Origin of the sequence: Sphingobacterium faecale (genome assembly GCF_016746095.1) — a bacterium.
Classification (GTDB): domain Bacteria; phylum Bacteroidota; class Bacteroidia; order Sphingobacteriales; family Sphingobacteriaceae; genus Sphingobacterium; species Sphingobacterium faecale.
This window is the reverse complement of sequence record NZ_JAERTY010000008.1, coordinates 272,232-295,844: the sequence shown is the minus strand read 5'-3', so window position 1 is coordinate 295,844 and position 23,613 is coordinate 272,232. Positions and strand designations below refer to the sequence as shown.

The following is a 23,613-nucleotide window of genomic DNA, read 5'->3' as shown; positions in this document are numbered from 1 at the left end:
TGTAATTGTTTATTAAGTTTTAGATTTTATCTTCTGATACCATAGGCGGCAACAGCCTCCTTTTCGGGCTGTACCACCGGGCGGTGCAGGTCTTCACTTACCTTAACAGCATCGGGATGCTGTTTGGCGTGGAGCAGTGAACCGTATAGCCGATCAGTTTTCGACAGGGGGAAAATATTTCCTGTAGTTAAGTCTTCCACACGCATACGGCCACGTTTCAGATGACCTTGCACTTTGTAGATGGTATTGTTATAGGCAATTTCATCACCTATGGACAGGCTGCTTTCTTTTGTCCTTTGTGATCTGGCATCGGCCTGTACCTCGGTCTGAATATTTGCGGCAGCTTTGATTTCCCTTTTTTGCTCAAATGCCAAAAGGTAATTAAGGATTTTTTCCGCATCGGCAGCGGCGGTATGTATTTCAAAAGGTGTGTCACGCAATATCTGAATCCAATTGTCCACGTAGGCAACGTGCTGGCCGGGATCATGGCCAATGTTGAGTTCCTGACCGATAAGCATCGAAGCGATTTCGGCACGGAGTTCCTCGCGGGCATATCCTTCAGTCCCGAAACGGTTTATCAAACTCCTATCCAGACGATCTTTATGACCTGTCCAATGACCGAGTTCATGGAGAACGGTTGCATAGTATTTATCCCGTGCATCGAATTGCTCACGGAACGGCATAGTAATGCTGTCACGAAGTGGGCTATAAAAAGCTCGGTCACCCGGCATGTGGCTTATACTCGCTCCTGAAGCCTGAATGAGGTTTTCGGCCCGTTCGATAGGATTCCATTGTAATTGTTTTACATCGGGTCTGACCAAAGGTTCGACACCATTGATCTGCTCTGCATTGAAAACCCATGCAGTCGTAATGATCGGTCTATCTAACCTTATCTGAACCTTGATGGGTTTTCCATTCTCATCCAAAATCGGTTTGCCGTGATCGTCTTTTTTAGGCACCAATTGGTGTAGTTTTACATACTGGATAAGGGAAGCCTTTTCACCTTTCCTAACTTGCCAGCCTTTTTCTGATGCTTGCTTAAAGGTCATCCATCGAGGGTCATCACGATCAGCCATCAAAAGGGAAAAAATATTTATCCCTTTATAGCGGTTTCCTGTTGTAGCATTGTAAGGTATTTCGAAAGCCGGACCGTTCTCATTCCACGGCTTCTGCCACGGAGCCGTACCCTGTTCAAGTTTCTTGATGATGTTCTCCGCAACTATTTCATGCAGGGATTTTGAATTTTTGCTACTCATCTTCGTCCACCTCCGGGGATTCGTCGTCCGGCCATTCGTCGGCGTATTCCACGCCATAAATAGCTGCTTCCGCTGGTGTCAGTCCAATATCCTCACCACTGGCCAGAACACTTAGTTTTTGTTGCAGTGATCTTAAATGATAGTCCATATTATTCGATGTTTAAGGATTGATCTAATTGTTCTTTTATCCTGAGCAGGAATTTCAAAGGGTCAAGGAATTTACCGTCGAATTTCACCGAAAAATGCAGGTGTTCTCCCGTTACCCTGCCCGTGCTTCCCGTGATGGCGATAAGCTGTCCCGCTATAACCGTGTCGCGCGGTGAAACGAGTATATGGGAAAGATGCCCGTAAATGGTTTCTACTTCGCCGTGTACTATGCGTATGTATTTGCCGAGCAACTTATGTTTTCCGGTTTCTTTAACCCGGCCGTCAAGTACATTGAAAACGGGATCGGAACGGGCGGCAAAATCAACACCGCTATGGTGTGAAGCCTTACCGCTGATCGGGTGGATACGGTATCCGAATGGCGATGTAACCTTTAACTTGTCCAATGGTGGACTGTAGTCAATAATTTGTCCAATGCCATAATTGGTTGATAGCAATAGACAAACCAAGAAAACAAGGCATAGTCTCAACAACCATGAAAAATCTCTTAACTGGTTCATAAATAATAAATTGATATAAGTGTATGTTCTATACTGATTAAGTCATCGGCCCAAGCTCCGTTTAACGGAATATCGATCAATAGAGATTATTGTGATCTGTTTTGCACTGAAAACCACATATTCAGATTGATCGTCACCGAAATCCGAAACACAGCCATCGTAGCCAGCGGCAATCATCATATCGTGGGCAAATTCATTATTTAACCCATCCCGCATCTCATCTAATTCGCCGAGGCTGATTTCGTCATTTATTTTTTGAAGTGCTTTAACATCGTCCAATTTCTCTCCAGTAAGGATTTCCCAGATAATAGATGCTTGATTTTCTTCACTGAAAATGGAATGGAGACGGAGATCGATAGGGTTACGAATATCCAGATTGGCGGTGATGATATTATCACCGAACAGAAGAGCATTTTCCTGTTTTTCGGAAAAGAAAAATCCATGAACTGTATTATCCCATGCCGTATTGCTTCCTCGATACTGATCTATGAATTGATCGAATAAGGCGTCAGTACCATGATAGAATGGAGCGGTTGGATCAATCCAAAGCTTTGTTTCCTCAATCATTTTTAATTTTTTTAGGTATGAATTAGATATTCAATGGTTATTTTCTGAACACTGTTTTAGCAACCTTAGCATGAGGCAAAGGCTCTTTCTCCGATTTTTGCACAAACTGTTCAACTATTTCCTCAACCTCCCTGTTGATTCGGAAAAAATTGTCCAATAGGATTTCTTCTTTTCGATCACCAAAGTCGTAATAGGTCGGCAGTTCCCGATAATTCGCTTCTTCCTTTTTGAGGGCGTCCATGTCCAGATTGACACGGCAGTTTACCGCGGTGGTCTCGTATTTGCCCGTATAGGTTTCCATCGTATCACGGGCAACGATACCGACAATTTCACCCGCTTTTAACGATGCTATCTTTCCAGCGGGTATGAGCGGTTCGAGTTTTTCATTCAAGGAAAGCGAAGTTTTTGTACGGTCGATGCTTAGGCTTTCTCCCGTCTGTTTGACCTTGCCAAACAGACGTTCCAGCCATTCCAAAGTTTCTTTGCTCCTGACCGCACCGGACAGTACATTACCCATAATGGACGTGATGGTTTCCGCTGTTTCTTTGCCGTATTGTTGGCGTAACATAGGCAACTCCTGAAGCCCCAAAACCACCCCGGAAAAATTGGATCTGCTCTGTGCCACCAATAGGTCAACACGGTGAATATAGAGGCTTGGAGCCTCATCGACCACTAAACCGATTGGTAAATTGCCTTTCGTATTGATAAGTTTGGTCACCCGATTAAGTACCACCGACAGGCAAGCAGAGTTGATGCTCTGGGTTCGCGGGTCATTGGCGAGCACCAGAACACCGGGGTGTTTGGGATTGCTGACCTGTAGTTCAAAATCATCCGCACCGAAAACCCAAAACGTTTCTTTGGTGGCCATGCGGCTGATAAAGATTTTGAGGGTACCCACTTGCCCCTCCAGCTGATCGTACGATTTCGCCTTGTAGGCAGACATGAACGGTGACAAAAGGGAAGCAAGCTCCCCGTTACTGAACAGCACCGTAAAAATCTGCTCATAAGACAGATTAAGAAACGCAAGTACATGGGGCAGACTGGAATAGCGTCCATCTTGATAGCTACTGAAAAAGTAAATACACGCGGCAAGGAAGTTGATCGCAGACTGTGTAAAGAATTGGTCGCTACCACCGCTTTTGTCTCCCTTTTTCAATGCTTCAACGAGTGCTTCGGCCGTTTCCGAAGCATCTGCAAGCGTATTAAGATACTCCCGTTTCAAAGGGTTTACCCGTCTGCTCTTTTCGGGTTCATTGAGGTTGATAACATGGAAACGGTAATTCTTGCACCGACCGTTCTGCTTGGCAAGCAGGTAATGATAATAGGCAATTTTGCCGAGATCGGGGTATTTCAGATCGTATAGGCACATGGTAAACGAATTGGCCAGCATTTGGCGGATGATCGGCATGATGATCCCAAACGATTTTCCACTGCCCGGAACCCCGCAAAGAAGCAGGCCCCTAAAAATATTTTCAATTAAGATATACCCTCTACGGACTTTTCCTTTGTAATAGAACAAGGTCGGAATATTGATTGCATACGGGCTTACGACGGGCTTGGTCGGCTGCATAAAGGATTCTTCTTCGACGTTCCAGCGATCCTTTCCCAGATTGGAGCTTATGATCTTGGATACATTGTCCATTGCCATGTGTACCAAGATCGCTCCCGCAAAAGCACTCGTGACATAGGCGAGGTCATACCAATTGACCGATTGCCATATCGGGGCTGCTTCACGCCCCTGCAACCATAGACCTGAAAAAAGGATAAGCATCCCCAATGCCAAAGGATATATTATCTGGGTCTTGGGATTGAGGTCTTTTTTCTTTCGGCTCAATGTTCCGACGGAGACCAGACAGATCAGCACGAGTGTAAAGAGTTTGCTGTTCAGCAGTTCGGCATAGAACGGCACCCTCGAAAGTCTCTCCGCAAATAGGAACAACCCGTTGTTGGTTGTTCCTGTCAAGAGGAAGCTATCTACATAGAAAAAAAGAAAGATTTCGAGGACGACGGATAGATATATGCCAAATTGCAGGGAACGGTAAAGCCCCTGTTGCTCTTTGGTTTCTTCCATAAATAACTTGTTTTTTATCGGCTGGAAGTAGGGCTTCGCCGTTCCTCCATAATAATTTGATTTTTAATGGTTGGATACCGCCGACCTACAAGGTGTCGGCTTTCAGAATATCACCGTACTTTATTTTTAGGTTGACCGTACGTCCTGAAATCTGTTTTTCGGTGAGCGTTACCCGAAGTATCTTACTACCGGGAAAGGTTGCCTTTTTCAGTACGAACACATTGCGGTGTCTTTTCTTAAATTCCGTCAGTGGTTGGTATTGCCACAAGGGTTTAATCTCAACGGTCTGCACGTTCGTTGCTTTGGTGATCTTCTTGTCCTCAATGAAAAACCGGAGTTCATCCACATTGTAAGAAAGGTTTGAGGTATTGGTAAATGATACGTCAAGAAAGATATAATCGCCCAATGTACTGATACCGTTAAGTACAATGCCTACACCGTATTCCTTTGTGCTTCGTACAGGATTGTGAACACTTTTTGTAAGCAAACCGAGCGCAAGGTTTTTCATATTGCTACGGCTCAATCTGATCTCCGAAAGTTCCAAAGGTCGGGTGTGTTCCGGTTTGATTTCCAGCATGGCCGGAATGCTCCCGTCATTAACCCATAATGGGGCGGTTAGGCGGTATTGCGCCACGAAGTTGTCGCCCACAATGGTAACCGTTCCAAGTTCATAATCGAGGTGTTCTATCTGCGTGGTATCCTCATTCAGTTTGATCCGCAACACGTTTTCAAGAGGCAGGTCGCCCGATACATGGTGTGAAGCGATGTCAACGTACTGGATGGGTTCGGGTGAAAGGATATGCACCGTATGTCCACGGTGCAGGCTTAGTTCGGGAAGTGTTCCTAATCGGGTATCCGTAGCCTGTTGACTGTGTGCGGAATATCCGATACAACATAAAAGGAAAAGGATAAGAAAATGATGTTTCTTTTTCATGGTGAAATCTTAAAGTGGTTTTACTGTTTGTAGTTCTGTTGGTTTTGGCGGAGTGCCTGGGGATCGATGAGGTACACCATCGTATTGAATTTCAGTTTGGCCCTGTTCTTCCGAATATGCTTTGATACGGCGGTCGTTGTGGATTGGAACATCCGCTGAATGGCGCTCATGACCAACTGACTGTTGTTTTCGGCCTGTTGTTGCAGGGTAATTCCCTGTGTGGTGTTCCCGCCAAGCTCGCGGCTAAACTCCCTGAATGCTGACGCGGGCACGTACAGTCCGGGGGAACCGTCATTATCGTAGATTTCCAACCGGACGGGCAATATGTTGTTTTCGTGCATGATGGAAGTAATGGTGAGCAGCACCCGTTGACCTGAAAAACCGGAAATCCTTGCAAATACGTGCGTACCTTTCTTAACGATGTGCTGGCCGACCAACAGGTCATCCATGAGCCGTATCCGTAGACGGGAATCGGCATAACCCGTTATGTTTTCGTCAATGATGGCCTGTATGAAAGTATTGTCGCTTTCGGGGCGGATGGTGTTGAATGCTCCCTGTCCTGTACCGTATTTGGAAACGGAAAGACGGGGCTGGTTTTCGAGTTCTTTTTTCGCTTCCTCCATACGTTCACGTTCCTTGCGGGCAGCCTGCTGGTCGGGGTCGTTCGCCCTTGCCATACTGTCCGCATAGGCCATCTGTTTGCGAAAAAGTTCCATCGGATCGGTCTTGTCCGGTTCCACTTTGGTCGGTTCGGGTTTTCGCTGTAATGAGGAAAGAGCCTGTTGCAATGCCCGGTCTTGGTCGTCATTTTCCGAATCTCTATTAGCGGAAAAAGGTCGCTGATTTTTGAGCGCTCGCTCGATGGAATCAAGTCTGCGCTTTTCTTCCTCGTTATAGAGTTCATCGAAACGGAATTGTTCGGCTCTTTCCTCCTGTAACTGGCCTATGGCCGTATAGCCGTCACCACGGCGGTACTGCTCACGGTAGGCGGCAAGTTTATCGGACAGCGCGCGGTTCTTGACATCTTCCGACACTTCGGCAATCTGGCCCTGCAAGGGATCACCCTCTTGCTGGGGCGCTTCTTCCTTTGCAAAACCTGTTTGGTAGACATAAAAAAACAGGCATAGAAAAGGCAGCACTATGAGGGGCAGTACATAGCGCGGTTGTCTGAAATTGATTTTCATGTTTGTTGGATTGTATTAGGGTGAATTATGGTGTTTGTTTGCTTCGGCCAGTCGCTTTTCGAGGATCTGCATCCTGTCGATGGCACTTTCCATCAGCAGGCTATCAGCGCTGTCCAAACTGTCCTTTTGCATAAGCGTGTCAAGGACGGTACGGATTTCAAGCAGTTCCTTTAAAGCTGAAACGGTGGTGACAATACCGCCCATTCCATCCATTAGGGGTTGTTGTACCGAAAGTTGTAAGGGTTCTTTCTTCGGTGTTTCCTTTGGGAGAAAAAGAAAGCAACTGGCAGAAACGAGGATGCTTACCACCATTGCCGAAAATACCGCACGTGGCCGGGCTTCAAGAAACCGTTTGGTACGTGTGATGCTCCCATCGATGTACTTGCCAAACTCTTTGTAAAAAGCTGCCCACAACGTGGTGTCAGGTGGTCGGTTAGAAGTTATTTTTTTGAACATAGCTGATGTCTTTGTTTTCGAGTGTTTTCCATCGGGTTATCAGTACACCGTGGCCATTGTTCTCCGTACGCATTTCAAGGTCCCGCAAATAGCCCTCGGTGACCAGCGAGCGTATTACGGTAGAGCTGCGCCGATCTATCGTCTGTTTGCCATAAAACTTAAAGTATTTCTTTACGGGATCGACGTGGATGGAATCCGTCTGGATGGTGAGTACGGAGCTGGACGATAGAACGGAGTTAAAAAAGCCTTTTTCCCGTAGGTTGTTGTACTGCAATGCACCGGATTCATCGATCAGATACATGGCTTTTTTCATCTGGTATTCGATAAACTTCTCGTCGGGCGCGAGCGTAAAGAATAGCGAGTGAAAAAGGTTGATATGTGTACGGTATTCCACGGGCCTGTTTACCTCTACGTCGGTTTGACTTGCTGACATGGGGACATTGCCCGCATCAAGTATATACACGGACTTCCGTGCATTGCTGACCTGTTTATAGGCAAAAAAAGATACCGCAACTACCATGAGCAGGGCGGCGATCAGGCTTGCCCCTGCAATAAAGGTGGCAAGTCTGATCTTGGCTTCGATATTTTTTATTATCATGAAATGAAGTGTGTAAAAGGGTTAAAACTTGGCGATGATCTTCCTTGCGGCACGTCCCATATTGGATGCTCCGCGTCCCATTGTGCTTGCGGCAGAGGTGATACCACTTGTCGATACGATCCATGTGCTGATACTCGGGACGGTGAGCATGGTCAGCCCTCCGATCAGGAATGTCACAATCACGATCCCAAAACTTAAAATCCCGTTGCCCGCAAACCAGCCCATTTTCTCCAATGTGTCGCCCGTGCTGTCAAGGAGTTGCTGATAACGGGTAATCTCGGCTTCCATTGCATACTGTTGGAACAGGCTGGCTACGTGCATGACCAGATAGGCAATGCCGGAATACAGGTTTACGGCGATAAACCGGGCTATCCACGTACCAAAGGAATCCCTAAAGGCAGGCAGGATACTTACGGCAACACTAAACGGGCCTAAAATGATAAGGATGGTCGAATAGATGATCTGGATAATGAATATGATATAAACGCAGATGCGTAATATCCAAACGGCCAACGTTTCCAAGGTATAGGTCGCCAGTAGCTGTAACCCCACTTGCATACGGTTTTTAAGTTCAACGATTGGGTTCCATACCGAAGCAAAACCCTCCTTTACCGTTGAGGTAACAGCATCCCATGCCTGACCGTACCATGTATCCGCTTCTTTTTCGGCGATCTCTGTTTCGGCCTGTATGGTGGTCAGTTGGTCGGCAACGTCAACCATGAGTTTTGCACGTTGCAGGCGTAGATTGTTGACTTCGATCTGTCCACTGTCAAACAGGCTTTCCGTTTTGGCGGCAACGATGTCCGTGGGGTATGCAAGTACGCGGGTAAACGTTCCCCACCAGATAATGACCATCACGAGCCCGAAAGGTCGCAACAAAGGCATGATTTCCATTTTTTTATCACCCGCCATCATTTCGTATGATTTGATGGCAAAGAATATGAGCATGAAAATGGCGGCAAGGGCCTGTGCATCGGTGATGAATGTATCGAAGTGCGTCCATATCGTGTTTTTCATGCCTTTGAGAAAGTGCATGACACCCTCCTCATAGACGCCGTTCCCCTGTAAAAAATTGAATGTGTCTTTAAATGAGTCCGGCACATTTACAGGATTTCCCTGCAATAAAAAACGGGGCATTAGCTCCGTCATGTTGATAAAGTCCATAAAATAATCTGATTTTGGTTATTGGGTTCTTTTTAGGATGTCCTCCGCTATCTGGACGTCGGAACGATCCTTTGCAAACTCCGGCAGATCGGGGTTATCGCTTTGCAGGCGGTCACGGTTCTTTGCCAATAAAAGGAATTTGGCGGCATAGTTCTTTTTCGCTTCCCATGCGGACAGTAGTTTTCTATGCTCCCCAAGTAAACGGTGATAGGCCATGATGCGACTGCCTCGGTCAAGCGTGGTCGTTCGGGCCGCTTCCAACCGTTCTTTGAGCTCTGCACGTTCTTCGCTGTACCATTCCAATAGACCTTTATTTCTCAAATAATCCCCGACATCCGGTGAAAGTCCGGCGAGCGGATCGGCCTCTGTTCCGTCGATAAGGTTTCCAAATTCCCTGCGGTAATACAGTAGCCACAAGGGGTCGGCCTCCGTGACCAGACCGGAATAATTGAGGGCCTCCGTGACCAGACCGGAATAATTGAGGGCCTCCGTGACCGCTACATTTCGGATCGTATCGGCGTGTTTTTTATAGGCTTCGTCCGTCTGTTGCATGGCCAGAACCATACCCATACGCAAGGTCTGTGGGCCTGTACCGCTCAACGGTCGGCGGTCGGTCTTGGGGTAGTTTGGATGCCACGCCCAGGTGAGCCAATAGTTTGGGTTAAGACCAAGAAACCCCTTAGTGGGTGTAAACTTTTTTCGATTCCATTGCTTATAAACCATGCGTTCCTGTTGGTTTACGATATGTTTATCAGTCTGTCGCTTCACGTTCTGAGCCATCGTTCCCGTGATGGAAAATAGGAACAATAGTACCGTGGTAATATATTTTGCTTTCATATTCAGTCTTTAAGTAGATAATAGTTCCGTATGATCTCGTCTGCTTTGCGTTTGTCCATGTTGATGAAATTTCGGTATGGGTTCGCCATTTTCAGTACGCCGTTGATCTTGGCATAATACATTGACCTCTCCATGCTGAATACCAATGCCCGGATTACTTTCAGTTCCAGAATGATCTTCCGCATGAGGTGGTCTCGTTTTTCGTAGTCCATCAGCACGTTTTTTCCCTCTTGTAGAACAAACTCGGAGACTTCGGCGGCAAGGTTTATACCCCTGTCTTTGAGCTGGTGGGCGACGTCCTCGGCAAAGAGCAGTAACCACGGTTCGCCTTTGGCAGTTTCGAGCATTTTGGTGCTGTGGTTGGCGATGTCCTGAACAAGCCTCGAAATATGGAGTGCGGAACGACCGGATTTCAATGCCCGATCCACTTCGGTCAGTGATCGGTGTATCATGTTCTGCACCAATACCACGGAAGAAAGGTTGACGTTAATATCGTCGATCCGTCCACGGATGTTACCCAGCATATTGTTATGGGTCTGTTCGGAAATCAACCTGACCGCACCGTTTTCGTTTACGATGGCGAGATGCTTGGCATCGTAAATAATCGTCACATAACTTTGGGCGAAAGTCATCTTTGAAAGACAGATAAACAGCAGGATTATGAGTTGTGTTTTCATCGATATTATTGTTTTTTAATGGTGATGAAGCTTGCATGGTACCCATGCAGGTTTCATGGTTTAAATTCCTCCAATTGCCTTAAAATATTATCGACTATACGCTTGTCCTCATTGATATAACCGGAAAACGGATTGAGGGAATCGAGCAGTTTTTTTCGTGTCGAATAGTACAGGGTAGCTGCAAGTCCCCGTGATGCTCCTGCGATCTTCCGAAGCTCCTGCAGGACGTGCCCGTAAAGTATTCTCCTGTCACTCGCTTTCATCTGGTTGAGGTCGCCGATACTGATAAAAAGTCCGGTCAGGTAGCGTGCGAGCTGCACGGCTTTTTCTGCCATATCTTTTTCTGCATCGATGGCAAGCAAAAGAAATTCGGGGTTTGTGGAAACGATGCCTATAATCCTTTTTTGTTGGTTTATGATCTCGGTGACTATTGGGGCGGATTCAAGCCCCATACTAAGCCCCTGCAATGCTGTTCCCAAAACCTGAAAACGGCTGTGCAACTGCCGATAGCGGGTTTTGAGTTTTGCCGTTTCTTCTCGGTTTACTTCCTCGTTGGCCGAGACAATGGCCTGTCTGTTTCTTGCGGTGATCTGACGGTCGTATTCATCTTTGCTGTGTTCCACCAATTGGTGGAGCAGTTCAACGTTGAGCTGTGCGTTTGCTCCGGTCAAGCTGGTGGCCAAAAGCAAGAGGGTCAGGATAAAATATCTCATCGTTTGAGCAATTTTGAATTACGGATAATGTCATCGGCAATCTGTTTGTCGATATTGATAAAACCTGCGTATGGATTAAGGGAGTTAAGGATACCACGCTGTTTCGCCCAATACATGCTTCTGTGCATCCCAAAGGCTACGCCCCGCAAGATGGTCAACTCCGTTCTTATACGGTTGAGCAGTTTTGCCCGTTCTCCCGCATCCATCAGGTTATCCTTTCCACCTTTCAGCACAAAGGCACTGACCTCGGCAGACAGGTTAGTCGCCCGTGTCTTAAATTCCCTTGCGCCCGCTTCGGCAAATAGCAGGAGTACCGGATTTCCCCTTGCGATGTTCATTGCCTTTTCTACGTCGTTAACGATGTCAAGGGAAATGCTGGCAATGTCCTTTACAGTGAGCAGGGAACGGACAACACCGGATACTTCGCTTAACCCTTTGTAAATCTTGTCCTGCAAATCGTTCACGATCAGTAGCTGGCCAGTTACGGCGAGCTGTCCACGCTGGATAAGCGTGAGATTGTCGTTCACGTTGCCCAGCTGGCTATTCATCACTCCGGCATGGACGCCTGTTGCGGCTGCTACGGCGGGGTCGATGTAAATTTGTCCCCTTGCATAGAAAACAGCAAGGGACAGGATCGTTATTGCAATAATTCGTTTCATGTAAAATCAGGTTTAAAATATTCTCTTTGTGTGCTGGTTGGCGCATTGTTCTCGTTTACCCTTTGCACAAAATCGCCCAATAAAAGACCGCTCTTTTCCATATCGGACACGAACGCCGTTAGGGCTTTTGGGTAGCTGCCATGATGTTTGGCATAAATCTCCACGGCGCTTTTTTCGGGTTTTTCGGTGGTGAATGCCAAATGGTGGTAAATACTGACCTCCACGCCGTACACTTCCCCTACGTTTCCCCGACGGATATAAAACTCGTTGAAACGGGCGCGCCCCTCTTTGTTGTCAAGACGGTTGATCGTGAAAATCTTCTTCTGTTCGGCCTCGGTGATGGAGAGCAATTCGGCAACCTTTCTAAAATCGGCCTCGTTCTGTTGCAAAAGGATAATAGTGTCCGAGTTGTTTATGATACTGTCCTTGATAATGGGATTGCCGATGATGTCGTTGATCTCCTGTGTCACCTCGATAATCTCCCCCCAGAATTTCCTTACGGTCTTGTTCAGGTATAAAAGGAAATTTGCCATCATCGGCGAGGAAATGGCCCGCCATGCTTCCTCCAAGATCAGTGTTTTCCGGCGGTTCTTCCGGTGGCGCATCTTTTGCACGAACAGATCCATTATTATCAGCGTTACGATTGGCAGAAGCGTCTTATTATTCTGTATGTTGTCAATTTCATAGACTATGAACCGTTCGTTGAATAGCGATTGGTCGGCATCTTCGTTCAGTATCGCTTCGTATTCACCCCCTCTGTAAAACTTCTTTAATACAAACCGAAATTCTTCCACGTCAAAAGCGATGCTTTCTTCATTCCTTATATCGGGAATTTTCTGAACGGCAAATTCATAAAAGGAATTAAAGTCCAACCTGTCTACACGGTCTTCGATAGCCTTATCGAAATGATGGGCGTAATAGGCTGAAATGACATTGGAAATTACGTCACGCTCGACGGTGGTTACCGAACCCTCGGAACCTTTCCAGAGCAGGCATATCAACGTTATCAAAAAATCTTTTTTCTCGATGTTGTATTCTTCCTCGCTGATCGCAAAGGGATTCATCGTGATGGGCTTTTGCTCCGAATAGGTGATGTACTTGCCCCCGTAGGTACTGCAAAGACCGGAATAGGAATGTCCCACGTCCACGATCACCACGTCCATGTTGTATTGTAGGTACTGTTGGACGATCGCATTTATGGCATAGCTCTTACCTGTGCCACTGCTACCTAACACGAAGCGATTGCGATTTTTTATACGGCCTGTCCTCATAACGAGGTCCGACGGGTCCAGCGCCACGGGCACCCCTTGACGGTCGGTAAATCTTAACAGAAACTCTGAGGGTTCGTCCGTCGGCAACCGTTCCTTGAAAAAGAAACAGAGGGCGGCATCGGCGGTCGTTAGGAACCAATCGTATTTTTTCAGTTCCACGCCAACGCCCGGCAAGGCACACCGGAACAGTTCCAATTGGTTGTAGGCATTGCGTGATGGAATGATCCCCTGTTGGAACAGGGCGGCTTCGATAAAATTGGCCGTTTTGTCGATCTTGTCCGTATCGGCACATACGATCATGGAATAATGGGCGTTTACCAATAGCTGGTTGTCACGTGCTACGTCCACCAATAAACGGTCGATGTCCTCCACGCACATGAGGTTGGCCGGATCGGGTACGCTCGAATGCCGTTTGCGCTTTACTTCAAGTTTGCCGAGCGTGATCTGTTGGCTGGGTATCTCCAATAATTGGTTATAGATAATGGTACGATAACCGGGAACATTGTGCAGGAAAAACAGATTGTCCACCGGAAAATCGCGCATACCGTTCGTTTCAGTTTTGGCCGTAAAGGTTCCGACCTTCTCGGGCAGGTCAACCGAATCGGTATTGACCATGCTGATACAGCGGACGGCCCGGTCACCGATCCGCAACTCGCGGTCTGCTGAGCGGAGATTGTCCAACGTGATGTGTGGCTGTTCAAACTCCACGGCGAGCACTCTGTTTACAAAACGGTTTATTTCCGCTTCGGTAAGGTATGCAGGGTTAAGTGCGGCGCCGGAAAGCAGGTCAAATACTTTGGCCATATTCTGCCCTAAAGTGGCCAGCACTTTTTTGTCATAGGTGTAGAATGCCCCTTTTTTGACCAGACGGGTAACGGTCAGGTAGGTTCTGATCTCTGTATATTCCCGACCCTCAAAATGTTCTTGGTATTTCTGTTCCAAGAACTCGGTTGCGGGTTTGGGCTGGTATTTCCGTTTGATGAATACATCGTGCTTTTGGATGATATGCCCCTCGCCAAGTATCTTGATAACGTTAAGCAATACCTGTTGGAAAGCGGTATAGGCTTCGGGATCGGCACCATACTGTAAGACGGGATTGGTAAGTCGCATCACGACTGAAAAATCTCCACGGTTGCCGTACAGTATGGACATGCCCTGATAATGGTCGATACCCACATAGGGCATTTCAAAGGCTGTCTTTCTTTCTGTTCTCATAGCTGATCGATAAATGGACGGGGTGGATAAATACGCCTCGGTGGCGGGTTTTGTCATGGAGACCGTTACCCTGTTTCATGAATGTATAGGCAAGCCCTGCACCCATCAGGACAAGGGTGGCAAAGCCGCCCAGGATCAGGTTGGTCAGTGCGCCGATAAGCCCGCCGAGGGCCAGACCTCCGATAAGGGAACCTATGCCCCAATAGATAAACTTGCCCTTGAAACCGCGGTAAATAAGGGGCTTTTGCAGCCCCTTATAGATTGGATAACGCCCGTGTGTCATACGCCGAAAAACGCTTTGATGACCACCGACACGAGTACCAAGAACAGGCAGGAACCTCCCCACGACATCAATTCTTTGTTGATGTCCTGATCTCCGCTGTTCCATTTGATGTACACCCGTATTCCCCCGATCAACCCAACAACGGCACCGATGGCCAGAATGAGCGTCGAAATGGGGTCTACGTAGCTGGTCAATGATGATGTGGCGGCATCGATACCCACGGTACCACCTTGTGCGAATGTTGATTGGGCCGCCGAAAGGCAAAGCGCGGCCATTGCGAACAGTTTTTTAGTGTTTACTGTCATAGAGATAATGGATAAAAAGTGAATAAAAAATGATTGGATTGTTAGTTTACCCCGAAAAGGGCCTTTAGTGCGGCGCCGACGAGCGATAGGAAAAGGCAGGAAAAGAACCATCCCATGACCTGCGCATCGATGTGATGCTTGCCGGATTGCCAGTTGCTGTACACACGCAATCCGCCGAGCAGCCCGCACACGGCGCCGATGACAAAGGCAAGGTCAGAGAAATTGTAATACCACGTATTGACCTCCTTGCGCACTTCCCTAAATTCGGCAAGGCCGGGCTGGGCGGTTGCGTACAGGGCAAAAAAAATGACAGTAAGAAATACTGCCAAAAAGCGGGTTGGTCGCATAATGGATTTAATAAGGGATGGTTTTGGTGTACTCGATAACGTCGTTCTGTACGAGCGATACGAGCTGCTTTAGGTTTATGCCTCCGGTGGATTGCAGGGGGCCGGACGAGATAACGGGTTTCCCCTCGGTTACCATAGGTTCGTTTTCTCTTTTGGATGGTTCGGGGATAACCCTTTCGGGTGGCGAATCTTCATCAAATGTCAATTCGTTTCCTCCATCAACGTCGCTCGGAGCACGGCGGTGGATAAACAGGTCATACAGTACGTTTAGGGCATAGTAAATGCCATAGATGGCGATAACGCCAAGCAGGAATTGTGTCCAGTTCATAGATCAAGGGTTTTAATGTGTTCTTTGATGTATCGGGTGAGTTCGGGATGGGTTTTTAGAAATTGGTGCAGGCTGTAAGATATGATCTTGGTCATGTCGATACCTTTGGCAACTTTCAGTTGTTTGAGCAGAATAAGGGTCTTGTCGTCCAGACGGATCAGTAACCGTTCACGTCCGGTCAGTTCATGGTTTTGGATACTTTCAAACAGGCGTTCCAGCGTTTCCGTTTTTTTCTTTGGTGTGTCCTTTGGTGGTTCTGCCGGGGGGATTTCATTTGCTTGTGGAGGTTTCCCTTTCCGCATGGAATCCCGAAGCTCGTCGGCAAGGCTTTTTATTCCGCTCATAACGGTTCCTCCTTAGCAATGTACTGTTCATAGATCAGGTCTAAGAGCGGCAGGATAACGGGATATAGGATAATCGGTGTCTGGAACGTATTTACCCGCTGGAAGTCTATCCGGTCTGGCAGACCGGGTGCGATCGTACCGAAACCGCGCAGGACATTTTCGACTTCCGTCCGTGTTTCGTACTTCACGGTGTTCTTGATACGGTTCGGTACGAAAATCAGAGGCGCCCGCTTGTTGATCCTGCCGATGACCATTGCAAACAACAATGTGGAGTCCACCGAAAATTCGTCAAAGGCAAACGGACAGATCACCGCATCGGCGGCGGCAAATATGGGGATCAACCCATCGTCGTCCATCTTGCCCGGCAGGTCTATCAGTACGATTTCGTTCGGTGACTTCCCCAACTTCCGTTGCATTGCCGGAAAATGGCTAAGGTCGGCGGGTACGATTTCGTACAGCGGTTCATTTTCCAAGATTTTTGCTTTCTCGGCTTTGGCGGAAAGTGATTGCTGGTAATCCATGTCAAGTATCGTAACCCGCCGTTCCTGTTGCTGGGTCAGGTAGTTGGCGAGCAGCAGGGTGAGCGTACTTTTTCCTGCCCCGCCTTTTTGGTTTCCTATAAGTATGAGCATAGTGCGTGGGTTTTAAAGGTGTTGTTGATAAAAGTGATGTCAACGGGTATTTGTGCGGGCTTTGCGCTTACGTCTCCTGTTGCGTCCGTGGATCGCCTCGTCGTCGATGTCGTCGGAAATGTCGATCTGAATATTGGGTATCCATTGCTCGGATGTTCCCTGTACATGATCGGTATAGGCGGGGGTTTCTTCGGACGGCGTTTTCTGTTCCTTTTCGTTTTGTTCAACTCTCCCCGCTTTAGTTTCTGCTTTGGCCGATATTTCGGGAATGTCTTCTGACGGTGCGATAAATTCTGTCAACGGCATGAGGTCTTTGCCCTTGTAGACCATTTTCCTCGAATGGTCGATGACGGTATAACCGTATGGCAGTTTTCCGTCCTTACCGTGGAATATGATCTGTACCCCGAATTTGTCCGATAGCATCTGCGCCATTGCGGACGTGTAGCCCGATGGGGCGGACGGCCTGTTACCGGGAAGCGGGGCCGTAACATGAACGATTGCCGGATCGTACTGGCCACGGTACTTGGCAAAGACCGCACGGAGCTGTGCCAGACGACTGATGTCTTTACTGAATGTGCCGATTTTTGCGTCCACCTGTTCCAATGAGACCGCGCCTTGTCTTTTGCCGTAACGGCTGATCTGATATATCCCATCGGAAAGTTTAAGGGAATAGCCCTGCGCTTCAAGTATCATCATAAATTGCGCCCGTGTGGAGAAACCATAGCTCAACGCTTTCTCGATGTTCTTGTCGACCTCTTGTTTTTCATCCACGCCGACGATACGGTTCAGTACCTCGTAGGCACGGATTTTCTCGAAGCTGTCGTTTATTTTCTTGCCGTCCCGGTCTACCCGCGTGGAAACGATATGGATATGGTTGTTTGCTGTATCCTTATGGAATACCAAGAGGTAAGGTTGCTGGCCGTAGCCCATTCCGTTCAGCCACTGTTCGGCGATGGCTGTAAGTTGTTGCTTGCTATGGGAACGTCCTTTGCAGGAAATGACGGCGTGGAGCTGTGGGTACTTCGTCCGTTTACTGGCTGCGGATTGGGCTTCCAGATAATTGACGTAATCTTCTGGGCGGAGATTTTGCAGGGCCTGCAAGGCACCGAAACCCGATACTTTCATCAATTCGCCTTTGTCCTTGTCCACTTTGTTCGTATTGTAACGCACCCCTTTGAACGTGGTTGAGGGGTCGAGTATCTTAACGATCATGTTTGCCCCCTTATAAGCCTAATGAGCTGCCGGATGGACTGTTCCAATTCCCTTTGCAATCTGACATATTCGGTAAGCAAAGGGATAAGGTCACGGATAAGGACAGCGCGCAACATTCCCTGTTGTTGCAGGATATTGGCATGTTTCGCCAATTGGTTGATGTTGTTGCCGGATCGGCCGATCTCTGTTCCAATACTGTCCAATAGTTTCATGATCTCGGTGGTATTGACCAGCATCTTTTTGGAATGTTGGAGCACACGGATACGCACGATGTCCGCGCGGCTTAGGCCAAGTTCTTTTTCAAGTTCAAGAAACTGCGCCCGTTCCGCTTCGCTCAACCGGAGCTCAAAGCGTCGGGTACGCTGTTCATGGGCTGCGGGTTTTCGGTTTCCTTTTTTATTCTTCATGGTGCTTTATAGTTCAAGGTGACAGATTGTATTGCCCTAAAGATTTCAAGGGCAACCTGCGGAACGATGGCGTTGCCGTAGGCTTTTATGCTTTCTGCCCGCCACGCAGGAAAGGTAATTCCGTCCAGTCTTTCGGAAAGCCCATCATCTCGGACACAAAACGGGGGTTCACTTGGCCATCCCGTCCATAGGGGAATGTCGTTCCATCGATCTGCTCCGCTGTCGGCAGCACTTTCAGCAAACGCTTCTGTATTTCGTTGGGCATCCTCTCGGCTATTTCCTCGGTCGGTGTCCAAAGGGAGATCAGCGCATGGTACACCAGAAAATCTGTCAAGGATACTTGACCGCCGTTGCCCCGCTCGTTCTTCCTGTCCTTTAGCCGTCGCCTGTCCTGCGCCTGTTCCATCGTTGTTTTTATATTGCTTATCTCGGTGGCCGTCGGCGTGGGCAACAAACCAAACCCGATCCCGTTGGTGTGGAGCACCAACGGCAGCAGCCGGAATACACAAAACGATTGGTGTGCCGTCTTCAAGCGTGGGAAGTACATATCCTGCTGATCCGATTTCTGAAATGATGCTTCCGATAACCCGTCGTTGGAGTCGGATAATGGTACTTGTTGCAGGTTGCTCACTGTCCTGACAAAAAAGCTCAACCGCTTTGATCTCCATTTCAGAAAGACTATCGGGCTGGAGAATGGTGAACAGTCCAGTAACGTTTTCAAGAACGATCCACTCCGGCCTTGCTTCCTTAATAATTCGGATAGTCTCCGGGAAGAGATAGCGGTCATCTTTCGCCCCCTTTCTCCGTCCGGCCTGGCTGAACGGTTGACAGGGAAACCCTCCGCTGATGATGTCGATATGTCCTCGATAGTGAGCTGCCCGAAAATCGTAGATGTCTTCATAGTGTGTTGTATTTGGCCAATAATGTTTGAGAACGGTTCGGCAGAACGCATCTTTCTCGCACGAGAAAACGTTTCGCCAACCCATCCATGAAGCGGCGATGTCAAAACCGCCGATGCCTGAAAAAAGGCTACCGTGTCTTAGCATGGTAATGGTTTTAAAGGTTTATGAATGTTTCGTCGCGCAGCGACGATATGGTGAGCTTTGCAGGAGAAAAAGGGAGTTGCGACCTTTTTCCTACCCTGGTACAGACCCGCTCCATCGGAGCCGGGATGTTCCGGGGCAAGTTGGTTTTTGTGGGTACGGCCGAGGTACGAGAGCTGTACGTACAAAAACACAACTTGCACACTACAAAACAAAAAACAGGGGCTATACCGCAAAGGGCAAAAAAGTGGGTTTGGGGGGTGTTTTTCGCATATAGGTGCGGGGATGGCCGATTGATAAATCACGTTCAAATCGGTCACATATCCATATATACAGCTATCGATATAGGTGTATAGATGGATAGCTATATATCGGGATGTCGGGATATATGAATAACTGAATATCGGGATAGCTATATAGAAAGCTATCGGTATATATCTATATCCAGTTATCTATATAGCTGAATAACCGATTTCGACCGCTCAAAAAATCAACGCTTGGGGCCTGCCCGTTGATGCTGTAATTCCTGCTCATTTAGGGCATCCCTTAGCATATCGTTGTAATCTTTGTACGCCCCATAAACACCCGAACGGTCTTTGGCCTGTGGTACGGCTTCGATCAGTCTTTGGGTACAATTGCGGCCGGGATCGTCATTGTCGAAATACACGTCCACAACGGGTATGCCCTTGACACGTTCGATGGCATTCTTCAATTGGACAATGGAATTTAGGACAATGGCGGTAGGTGCAGGATCTGGGCGGTTCACTTTGAGCCAACTTAGATAGTCCATATAACCCTCAAAGAGAACGGCATGATCTGGATTGCCGGAGATCACGGATATACCTTTCTTGCCGATACTGCTCTTGAAACCTTTGGCGTTGGTAAACTCCCAATTGTCTTGATCGTTCTTCCAGCCAATAGCATAGAAAATATTTTTATTTTCGTTATCAAGACGGTTTCTGTAATAGATTTCGTGCAGGTGTCCATGTGCAACGTCCAAAATCCCACGTTCTTCAAGGTATTTGGTCAGGACAAAGTTTCGGCCGATTGGCTGTGTACGTAGGAGTTCAAAGGTGTATCCTTTCTGCTCTTGTTCTGTAGGAGATTTGACGGGTTTATAAGCTGGTATCATGGACACCTGAATATCGCAGGTATCCTTTATTTTATTGAGTACTTCGACAAAGGAAAGCTGGGGCCAATAGGCAAGACCGAGCTGGACGATACTACCGCCCTGTATGCCTGTCGAGTTTGGGCCACCTCGGTCGATCCATTTTCCACCCTCATCCCATACGGTCAGCGATGGTGTATCTTGCTTGGTTTCCCGTAGCATACTGTGGTAAAAGAGTTCCTTGCCCGTTTTCCGCACCGGATGGTGGCCGAGCCGGGCGAGGAAATCCGAAATTGGGATTTCCCGCAGGTCGTCCACGTTTACATATTTTGACATAAGCAGGGATTGGATAATTAAAGGGGTATAACTTCGGTATGCGGCAGTTTGTCCGCGAATACTTCTTTCGCTGATTGGTATCCGATCTTCGTATCATCGACATAGAATAGTATCTTTTCAAAATGGCTGGCACGTTTCAGCGCTGCGGATAAAAATTCGGGATGGTTCAATATCAGTACCGATGCGTAGTGCAGATGCTTGTCATTCCGTTTTTTCAGATAATCCACATATTCGGGGAATATGGCAAGTACGGATTGGCTTCCCGGATTAAAGGTTATTCCCTTTGTACCGATACAGCCTGTATAATTTTGGGCGCGCACTTCCCAGCCTCCATTTTCGTTTATCCAACCTGCGGCACAAAAATCCTTCCGCTTACCCTTCTGGTCAGTGACATAATAATGGACTTCGCATATATTCAGATCGGCAAGCTCCCAAAGACCGGTTGCCATCAAAAAATCTGTAACTTCCTTATTATAGCCCAATGGGCAGGTACGGTCGATCTTATAATGAGGTAGCTTGGTCGCTTTTCGTTTGCGTAGTGGTCTATCCATTTTTGCTGATTGGGCCTGTATTTCCCGAAGTTTTACTTCAATCTGTTCGGTAGATAAATCGGGCCAATAGGTACGGGCAAAGTCCATGAGGTTGCCACCTTTGCCAAGTGAGCTGTCAAACCAGCTCTTAAATTGCTGATTGACCGTTAGGACGATTTTATTATTGGTTCGATTTCCAAATACGCTGGCGTAATGAAATTCATTGCCACCCATCGATACAGGTTCATGCCCCAATGCTTTGAGCAGGGTTACGAGGTCTGGCGTTTCGTTGGATGGTGTGTTGTTTTTGTAAGATGTCATAAGAAGTGATTTTGATGTGATGGATAGGGTTATAAATAGCGCATAGCCTGGCGGGATTTGCTCACGGCTTCGATCTCCATGCGGTCGATCCTCCACGCTGCAGAGTAGTCGCCGTCCTTTCGCGGGGTAATCAGCCCCAGACCGATCCAATGCTCTACGTTTTTTCGTCCGTACCGTTTGAATGCCTCTGATTTTTTTAGGTACGGCCTGATATGACCAGTTTTGGACAGGGCCAGTTTTGCGCCCATTTCGGCGGCATAAGAAAGCAATGTCTGCAATTGCAGCGGTGTCAATAGTATGTTCATGGCTTCTTTGGGGTTTAATGGTTTACTGATAAGGGGAAAAGGGATTTCCCATAATGGAACCGGCAACGGGCAACGAACCCGAAATGATCCGCTCTTGCCGATTGATAGTAAGTTTTCGGAGCTACTCACGTCAGTCCGTACGGACCGGGCTACTGCCTGCCAATGCGCTTTCAGAATATTGGTACTGCCGAGTATTTCAGCTTACCTCACTTTCGCAAAATTTCCTGCTGCTCGCAGGATAATGCTTCACTCCTCGATGTCAAAGACCGTCCATGCTTCCGCTATCGCAGCGGAGGCGCTTACCTGTCCCTTGCGGGCAGGTAGGTGATCCGATTGCTCGAAGCCGCAACGGCTTCGAGTTCCGATCTGCCAAAAAAGATTTGGGAAGTGTCGGTAGATTGCCCGATGGAGATCAGCCCCTCACGGAGCCATCTATCTACATTGCTACGACCGTACAGGCGGTAAGCGTCGGCTTTGGTCAACTGATCTGGAACAGGTTGTTCTTCTTTGATTGCGTTTGCTGTTCCTTGTTCGGCTGCATTTTTTAGCAGCGTTGCCAGTTCCGTGTACTTCATTCTTCCCGATGGATTTATTCTTCCATTCGGGTACAAAGCACCAAAACGAACTGACGCAAAAACAGGGAAAGGGGGTGAAAGAAACGCTTCACCCCTACGCTATAAAATGAGTTAAAATGGTACTAAAGTTGGTTTTTGAAGGTTTTTAATAGAGCGATATTTTATAGGAAATGGTTCGGGAGTGGATAGAAGAGCCATTGATTTGTCTAGCGCATTTGGGAATGGTCTAGCATTGAAAATTATGTAATATAGTCTGTCATACAGCCGTTAAGAAGTAGAGACCTCATCTTTCACATTTGACTTGAAAAATTTGTGATGATAGGATATTTATTTTTAATTTACACCTCTTAATCAAATGAGAAAATGACATCAACAGATATATTCCTAACCCAAATCCAGAGTGATGTTGAGTTTATACAGCGTGCGAAACGTATGGGATTGGAAACGCTGGGCGACATTATGAATGTTAAGTTAACCGATCTGCGAAACAAAAAGGAATTTACCTATTTATGGTATGCTGATCTGTTGAATATGCTGGATAAGCATGGACTTCTTGAAGAGTTCCAAGAGAAACAGCTTTGAATTTTATGGTATCTGGTAAGTGTTAAAAAAGAAAAAGGCGATTTTTTTAAAAATTCGCCCTCGTCCTATTTTGCAATGTTTTTTTAAGTATCTCTTTTCGATAGTTTTTCCTCCAATTCAGTGATGAGTTTATTTTGAAGTTCGATAATATGATCCTTATCATTTATTGTTTTGGCTTGCTGTTCAATCAGCAAATCCAATTTAGAAACCTTTTCTTCTAATTCTTGTGCGTTTCGGTTTAGGATAGATTTAAGTGGTTCTTTACTGCCGTAATAATGTAAATAGACATTTTCATTTAGTAAAATGCTAATTTTTGCAATCCGGTCACTGGGTATTTCAGATTGTTTATAAATTTTGGGAATCGTTTTTACAGACAGATTTAGAATATCAGCAACAGCTTTATCCTCGATACCTCTTTCTCTTAATCGTCGTTGTATATATTTACCCAATGATTCGTTTTCGTCCATTCCCAAAAATCCTAAAGTTTCGGGTGATTTACCTAGGTTCAAATATCCTAATTTGGAGTATTTGATAACCAAATTTTGGATATTAAAACTATTATATGTATACTTGTAGTGGGATACTAATTTGTATTCCAATGGTATTGAACTAATTGAGTCTCGTCCACAAATTCTCACATATAAATCAAAGCGAGACGGTAGGTTAATGCCCATGATGATATTTTATG

General features: G+C 47.0%; 32 protein-coding genes and 1 pseudogene. 3 read left to right on the top strand and 30 right to left on the bottom strand.

The window, feature by feature from the left end; translation table 11 throughout:
* Positions 1-26 precede the first annotated feature (26 nt).
* The 25 genes and pseudogenes from JKG61_RS15215 to JKG61_RS23340 form a co-directional block, all read right to left on the bottom strand.
* On the bottom strand, positions 27-1,256 hold the full coding sequence (locus JKG61_RS15215) for an ArdC family protein (RefSeq protein ID WP_237249494.1): 1,230 nt from the start codon (positions 1,254-1,256) through the stop codon (positions 27-29).
* Positions 1,249-1,404 carry a hypothetical protein gene (locus JKG61_RS15210; RefSeq protein ID WP_157739352.1) on the bottom strand — a complete coding sequence of 52 codons (156 nt, stop codon included), beginning with the start codon at positions 1,402-1,404 and terminating at the stop codon, positions 1,249-1,251. The genes JKG61_RS15215 and JKG61_RS15210 overlap by 8 nt, the downstream gene beginning before the upstream one ends.
* 1 nt (position 1,405) lies before the next feature.
* Complete coding sequence (locus JKG61_RS15205) at positions 1,406-1,921, bottom strand: M23 family metallopeptidase (protein ID WP_202103806.1); 516 nt, start codon at positions 1,919-1,921, stop codon at positions 1,406-1,408.
* 42 nt (positions 1,922-1,963) lie between these two features.
* Positions 1,964-2,488, bottom strand: coding sequence for an ADP-ribosyltransferase-containing protein (locus tag JKG61_RS15200; RefSeq protein ID WP_202103805.1), 525 nt, complete (start codon positions 2,486-2,488; stop codon positions 1,964-1,966).
* Between the two features lie 37 nt (positions 2,489-2,525).
* Positions 2,526-4,559 (bottom strand): type IV secretory system conjugative DNA transfer family protein, encoded by a 2,034-nt coding sequence (locus JKG61_RS15195; protein ID WP_202103804.1) that lies wholly within the window; start codon positions 4,557-4,559, stop codon positions 2,526-2,528.
* Between the two features lie 85 nt (positions 4,560-4,644).
* Entirely contained in the window at positions 4,645-5,493 is an 849-nt protein-coding gene (gene traN, locus JKG61_RS15190) for a conjugative transposon protein TraN (RefSeq protein ID WP_202103803.1), read from the bottom strand.
* A 20-nt stretch (positions 5,494-5,513) separates the two neighbouring features.
* On the bottom strand, positions 5,514-6,677 hold the full coding sequence (gene traM, locus JKG61_RS15185; RefSeq protein ID WP_202103802.1) for a conjugative transposon protein TraM: 1,164 nt from the start codon (positions 6,675-6,677) through the stop codon (positions 5,514-5,516).
* 15 nt (positions 6,678-6,692) lie between these two features.
* Positions 6,693-7,133, bottom strand: a complete 441-nt coding sequence (locus tag JKG61_RS15180; RefSeq protein WP_202103801.1) for a hypothetical protein — start codon at positions 7,131-7,133, stop codon at positions 6,693-6,695.
* Positions 7,111-7,731 (bottom strand): conjugative transposon protein TraK, encoded by a 621-nt coding sequence (traK, locus tag JKG61_RS15175; protein ID WP_202103800.1) that lies wholly within the window; start codon positions 7,729-7,731, stop codon positions 7,111-7,113. The genes JKG61_RS15180 and traK overlap by 23 nt, the downstream gene beginning before the upstream one ends.
* A gap of 21 nt (positions 7,732-7,752) precedes the next feature.
* Complete coding sequence (locus JKG61_RS15170; protein WP_237249493.1) at positions 7,753-8,895, bottom strand: plasmid transfer protein; 1,143 nt, start codon at positions 8,893-8,895, stop codon at positions 7,753-7,755.
* A gap of 18 nt (positions 8,896-8,913) precedes the next feature.
* The gene (locus JKG61_RS15165; RefSeq protein ID WP_202103799.1) at positions 8,914-9,732 is read right to left on the bottom strand and encodes a hypothetical protein; all 819 of its coding nucleotides are present in this window, start codon (positions 9,730-9,732) and stop codon (positions 8,914-8,916) included.
* Positions 9,733-9,734: 2 nt separating this feature from the next.
* Positions 9,735-10,409 (bottom strand): hypothetical protein, encoded by a 675-nt coding sequence (locus JKG61_RS15160; RefSeq protein WP_202103798.1) that lies wholly within the window; start codon positions 10,407-10,409, stop codon positions 9,735-9,737.
* A gap of 53 nt (positions 10,410-10,462) precedes the next feature.
* Positions 10,463-11,122 carry a hypothetical protein gene (locus JKG61_RS15155; RefSeq protein WP_202103797.1) on the bottom strand — a complete coding sequence of 220 codons (660 nt, stop codon included), beginning with the start codon at positions 11,120-11,122 and terminating at the stop codon, positions 10,463-10,465.
* Positions 11,119-11,781, bottom strand: coding sequence for a hypothetical protein (locus JKG61_RS15150; protein ID WP_202103796.1), 663 nt, complete (start codon positions 11,779-11,781; stop codon positions 11,119-11,121). Before JKG61_RS15150 ends, JKG61_RS15155 begins: the two co-directional genes overlap by 4 nt.
* Positions 11,778-14,267 (bottom strand): TraG family conjugative transposon ATPase, encoded by a 2,490-nt coding sequence (locus tag JKG61_RS15145; RefSeq protein WP_202103795.1) that lies wholly within the window; start codon positions 14,265-14,267, stop codon positions 11,778-11,780. Before JKG61_RS15145 ends, JKG61_RS15150 begins: the two co-directional genes overlap by 4 nt.
* The gene (locus tag JKG61_RS15140) at positions 14,239-14,550 is read right to left on the bottom strand and encodes a DUF4133 domain-containing protein (protein ID WP_202103794.1); all 312 of its coding nucleotides are present in this window, start codon (positions 14,548-14,550) and stop codon (positions 14,239-14,241) included. Before JKG61_RS15140 ends, JKG61_RS15145 begins: the two co-directional genes overlap by 29 nt.
* Complete coding sequence (locus tag JKG61_RS15135) at positions 14,547-14,855, bottom strand: DUF4134 domain-containing protein (RefSeq protein ID WP_028069947.1); 309 nt, start codon at positions 14,853-14,855, stop codon at positions 14,547-14,549. The genes JKG61_RS15140 and JKG61_RS15135 overlap by 4 nt, the downstream gene beginning before the upstream one ends.
* Positions 14,856-14,896: 41 nt before the next feature.
* Positions 14,897-15,202, bottom strand: coding sequence for a DUF4134 domain-containing protein (locus JKG61_RS15130; protein WP_202103793.1), 306 nt, complete (start codon positions 15,200-15,202; stop codon positions 14,897-14,899).
* A gap of 7 nt (positions 15,203-15,209) precedes the next feature.
* Positions 15,210-15,530, bottom strand: coding sequence for a hypothetical protein (locus JKG61_RS15125; RefSeq protein ID WP_202103792.1), 321 nt, complete (start codon positions 15,528-15,530; stop codon positions 15,210-15,212).
* Entirely contained in the window at positions 15,527-15,874 is a 348-nt protein-coding gene (locus JKG61_RS15120) for a hypothetical protein (protein ID WP_202103791.1), read from the bottom strand. The genes JKG61_RS15125 and JKG61_RS15120 overlap by 4 nt, the downstream gene beginning before the upstream one ends.
* Positions 15,871-16,506, bottom strand: coding sequence for a ParA family protein (locus tag JKG61_RS15115; RefSeq protein ID WP_202103790.1), 636 nt, complete (start codon positions 16,504-16,506; stop codon positions 15,871-15,873). The genes JKG61_RS15120 and JKG61_RS15115 overlap by 4 nt, the downstream gene beginning before the upstream one ends.
* A 39-nt stretch (positions 16,507-16,545) precedes the next feature.
* Positions 16,546-17,718 (bottom strand): relaxase/mobilization nuclease domain-containing protein, encoded by a 1,173-nt coding sequence (locus JKG61_RS15110; protein ID WP_202103789.1) that lies wholly within the window; start codon positions 17,716-17,718, stop codon positions 16,546-16,548.
* Entirely contained in the window at positions 17,715-18,056 is a 342-nt protein-coding gene (locus tag JKG61_RS15105) for a plasmid mobilization relaxosome protein MobC (protein ID WP_202103788.1), read from the bottom strand. Before JKG61_RS15105 ends, JKG61_RS15110 begins: the two co-directional genes overlap by 4 nt.
* Positions 18,057-18,121: 65 nt before the next feature.
* Positions 18,122-18,793, bottom strand: coding sequence for a hypothetical protein (locus JKG61_RS22945; protein ID WP_237249492.1), 672 nt, complete (start codon positions 18,791-18,793; stop codon positions 18,122-18,124).
* A 39-nt stretch (positions 18,794-18,832) separates the two neighbouring features.
* Positions 18,833-19,171, bottom strand: a pseudogene (locus tag JKG61_RS23340) (DNA cytosine methyltransferase); the annotation flags it as partial.
* A gap of 20 nt (positions 19,172-19,191) precedes the next feature.
* Here JKG61_RS23340 and JKG61_RS15095 point away from each other — a divergent pair.
* Positions 19,192-19,524 (top strand): hypothetical protein, encoded by a 333-nt coding sequence (locus tag JKG61_RS15095; protein ID WP_202103786.1) that lies wholly within the window; start codon positions 19,192-19,194, stop codon positions 19,522-19,524.
* Positions 19,525-19,658: 134 nt separating this feature from the next.
* On the opposite strand, the gene JKG61_RS15090 is transcribed toward JKG61_RS15095, so the two are convergent.
* From JKG61_RS15090 to JKG61_RS15080, 3 genes are read right to left on the bottom strand one after another with little or no spacing between them, the layout of a single operon-like run.
* On the bottom strand, positions 19,659-20,612 hold the full coding sequence (locus JKG61_RS15090) for a toprim domain-containing protein (RefSeq protein ID WP_202103785.1): 954 nt from the start codon (positions 20,610-20,612) through the stop codon (positions 19,659-19,661).
* A gap of 17 nt (positions 20,613-20,629) precedes the next feature.
* A complete protein-coding gene (locus JKG61_RS15085) occupies positions 20,630-21,463 on the bottom strand; it encodes a hypothetical protein (RefSeq protein ID WP_202103784.1) in 834 nt (277 codons plus the stop codon).
* 29 nt (positions 21,464-21,492) lie between these two features.
* A complete protein-coding gene (locus JKG61_RS15080) occupies positions 21,493-21,768 on the bottom strand; it encodes a hypothetical protein (RefSeq protein WP_202103783.1) in 276 nt (91 codons plus the stop codon).
* On the opposite strand from JKG61_RS15080, the gene JKG61_RS15075 reads away from it, so the two are divergent.
* The gene (locus JKG61_RS15075; RefSeq protein ID WP_202103782.1) at positions 21,767-22,096 is read left to right on the top strand and encodes a hypothetical protein; all 330 of its coding nucleotides are present in this window, start codon (positions 21,767-21,769) and stop codon (positions 22,094-22,096) included. The genes JKG61_RS15080 and JKG61_RS15075 overlap by 2 nt on opposite strands.
* On the opposite strand, the gene JKG61_RS15070 is transcribed toward JKG61_RS15075, so the two are convergent.
* Positions 22,068-22,343 carry a hypothetical protein gene (locus JKG61_RS15070; RefSeq protein WP_202103781.1) on the bottom strand — a complete coding sequence of 92 codons (276 nt, stop codon included), beginning with the start codon at positions 22,341-22,343 and terminating at the stop codon, positions 22,068-22,070. The two genes, JKG61_RS15075 and JKG61_RS15070, sit on opposite strands and share 29 nt — an antisense overlap.
* A gap of 363 nt (positions 22,344-22,706) precedes the next feature.
* Here JKG61_RS15070 and JKG61_RS15065 point away from each other — a divergent pair, with 363 nt between their 5' ends.
* Positions 22,707-22,925 (top strand): hypothetical protein, encoded by a 219-nt coding sequence (locus JKG61_RS15065; RefSeq protein WP_202103780.1) that lies wholly within the window; start codon positions 22,707-22,709, stop codon positions 22,923-22,925.
* An 83-nt stretch (positions 22,926-23,008) separates the two neighbouring features.
* On the opposite strand, the gene JKG61_RS15060 is transcribed toward JKG61_RS15065, so the two are convergent.
* Positions 23,009-23,599: a hypothetical protein gene (locus JKG61_RS15060; RefSeq protein WP_202103779.1), complete on the bottom strand. Its 591-nt coding sequence runs from the start codon at positions 23,597-23,599 to the stop codon at positions 23,009-23,011.
* Positions 23,600-23,613: the final 14 nt, after the last annotated feature.

Coding starts and splice junctions, on each gene's coding strand:
- JKG61_RS15215 (WP_237249494.1), bottom strand. CDS start 1,256: ATGAGTAGCAAAAATTCAAAATCCCTGCATGAAATAGTTGCGGAGAAC.
- JKG61_RS15080 (WP_202103783.1), bottom strand. CDS start 21,768: ATGAACATACTATTGACACCGCTGCAATTGCAGACATTGCTTTCTTAT.
- JKG61_RS15110 (WP_202103789.1), bottom strand. CDS start 17,718: ATGATCGTTAAGATACTCGACCCCTCAACCACGTTCAAAGGGGTGCGT.
- JKG61_RS15075 (WP_202103782.1), top strand. CDS start 21,767: ATGGCTTCTTTGGGGTTTAATGGTTTACTGATAAGGGGAAAAGGGATT.
- JKG61_RS15205 (WP_202103806.1), bottom strand. CDS start 1,921: ATGAACCAGTTAAGAGATTTTTCATGGTTGTTGAGACTATGCCTTGTT.
- JKG61_RS15150 (WP_202103796.1), bottom strand. CDS start 11,781: ATGAAACGAATTATTGCAATAACGATCCTGTCCCTTGCTGTTTTCTAT.
- JKG61_RS15180 (WP_202103801.1), bottom strand. CDS start 7,133: ATGTTCAAAAAAATAACTTCTAACCGACCACCTGACACCACGTTGTGG.
- JKG61_RS15145 (WP_202103795.1), bottom strand. CDS start 14,267: ATGAGAACAGAAAGAAAGACAGCCTTTGAAATGCCCTATGTGGGTATC.
- JKG61_RS15120 (WP_202103791.1), bottom strand. CDS start 15,874: ATGAGCGGAATAAAAAGCCTTGCCGACGAGCTTCGGGATTCCATGCGG.
- JKG61_RS15130 (WP_202103793.1), bottom strand. CDS start 15,202: ATGCGACCAACCCGCTTTTTGGCAGTATTTCTTACTGTCATTTTTTTT.
- JKG61_RS15070 (WP_202103781.1), bottom strand. CDS start 22,343: ATGAAGTACACGGAACTGGCAACGCTGCTAAAAAATGCAGCCGAACAA.
- JKG61_RS15125 (WP_202103792.1), bottom strand. CDS start 15,530: ATGAACTGGACACAATTCCTGCTTGGCGTTATCGCCATCTATGGCATT.
- traN (WP_202103803.1), bottom strand. CDS start 5,493: ATGAAAAAGAAACATCATTTTCTTATCCTTTTCCTTTTATGTTGTATC.
- JKG61_RS15115 (WP_202103790.1), bottom strand. CDS start 16,506: ATGCTCATACTTATAGGAAACCAAAAAGGCGGGGCAGGAAAAAGTACG.
- JKG61_RS15210 (WP_157739352.1), bottom strand. CDS start 1,404: ATGGACTATCATTTAAGATCACTGCAACAAAAACTAAGTGTTCTGGCC.
- JKG61_RS15140 (WP_202103794.1), bottom strand. CDS start 14,550: ATGACACACGGGCGTTATCCAATCTATAAGGGGCTGCAAAAGCCCCTT.
- JKG61_RS15155 (WP_202103797.1), bottom strand. CDS start 11,122: ATGAGATATTTTATCCTGACCCTCTTGCTTTTGGCCACCAGCTTGACC.
- JKG61_RS15060 (WP_202103779.1), bottom strand. CDS start 23,599: ATGGGCATTAACCTACCGTCTCGCTTTGATTTATATGTGAGAATTTGT.
- JKG61_RS15090 (WP_202103785.1), bottom strand. CDS start 20,612: ATGTCAAAATATGTAAACGTGGACGACCTGCGGGAAATCCCAATTTCG.
- JKG61_RS15195 (WP_202103804.1), bottom strand. CDS start 4,559: ATGGAAGAAACCAAAGAGCAACAGGGGCTTTACCGTTCCCTGCAATTT.
- JKG61_RS15065 (WP_202103780.1), top strand. CDS start 22,707: ATGACATCAACAGATATATTCCTAACCCAAATCCAGAGTGATGTTGAG.
- JKG61_RS22945 (WP_237249492.1), bottom strand. CDS start 18,793: ATGGAGATCAAAGCGGTTGAGCTTTTTTGTCAGGACAGTGAGCAACCT.
- traM (WP_202103802.1), bottom strand. CDS start 6,677: ATGAAAATCAATTTCAGACAACCGCGCTATGTACTGCCCCTCATAGTG.
- traK (WP_202103800.1), bottom strand. CDS start 7,731: ATGATAATAAAAAATATCGAAGCCAAGATCAGACTTGCCACCTTTATT.
- JKG61_RS15200 (WP_202103805.1), bottom strand. CDS start 2,488: ATGATTGAGGAAACAAAGCTTTGGATTGATCCAACCGCTCCATTCTAT.
- JKG61_RS15085 (WP_202103784.1), bottom strand. CDS start 21,463: ATGACATCTTACAAAAACAACACACCATCCAACGAAACGCCAGACCTC.
- JKG61_RS15095 (WP_202103786.1), top strand. CDS start 19,192: ATGAATGTTTCGTCGCGCAGCGACGATATGGTGAGCTTTGCAGGAGAA.
- JKG61_RS15170 (WP_237249493.1), bottom strand. CDS start 8,895: ATGGACTTTATCAACATGACGGAGCTAATGCCCCGTTTTTTATTGCAG.
- JKG61_RS15160 (WP_202103798.1), bottom strand. CDS start 10,409: ATGAAAACACAACTCATAATCCTGCTGTTTATCTGTCTTTCAAAGATG.
- JKG61_RS15135 (WP_028069947.1), bottom strand. CDS start 14,855: ATGACAGTAAACACTAAAAAACTGTTCGCAATGGCCGCGCTTTGCCTT.
- JKG61_RS15165 (WP_202103799.1), bottom strand. CDS start 9,732: ATGAAAGCAAAATATATTACCACGGTACTATTGTTCCTATTTTCCATC.